This window comes from Gilvimarinus gilvus, assembly GCF_030518155.1.
GTDB lineage: Bacteria > Pseudomonadota > Gammaproteobacteria > Pseudomonadales > Cellvibrionaceae > Gilvimarinus > Gilvimarinus gilvus.
Window position 1 is genome coordinate 1 of the sequence record NZ_JAULRU010000259.1, and the last position, 320, is coordinate 320.

Annotated in this window: 1 protein-coding gene; it reads right to left on the reverse strand. The window is 66.9% G+C overall.

Features of this window, described 5'->3' with window-relative positions; genetic code table 11:
• The coding region (locus QWI17_RS03870; protein ID WP_441294581.1) for a 3'-5' exonuclease at positions 1 to 320 on the reverse strand (320 nt) is incomplete at both ends.

Here is a 320-nt window from a genome sequence, read left to right on the forward strand (position 1 = left end):
AGGGCAGCAGCCGCGCTGTGTTGCGCGCATCTTCCAGGGCCCGGTGCTGCTGCCCGCAAAAGTGCATGCCTGCCAGTTGCAGGGCGCCGTTCAGGCCGGCAGGGCGCTGTAGGTGGCGGGCCTTGGCAAAGCGTTGCTTGAGGTTGATGTGCGCCAGCGTGCGCAGCAGGCTGTCCAGGCCGTGCAGGTGCCATTCCTGATGCAGTTGCTGGCGGTCGTAGTCGCCCCAACTGACCCAGGCCTGCAACTGTTCACGATGCTGCCCGAGCCAGTGCTCGAAGCTGGCCCATACCTCGCGAAACGGCGCGGCCGCATCGACG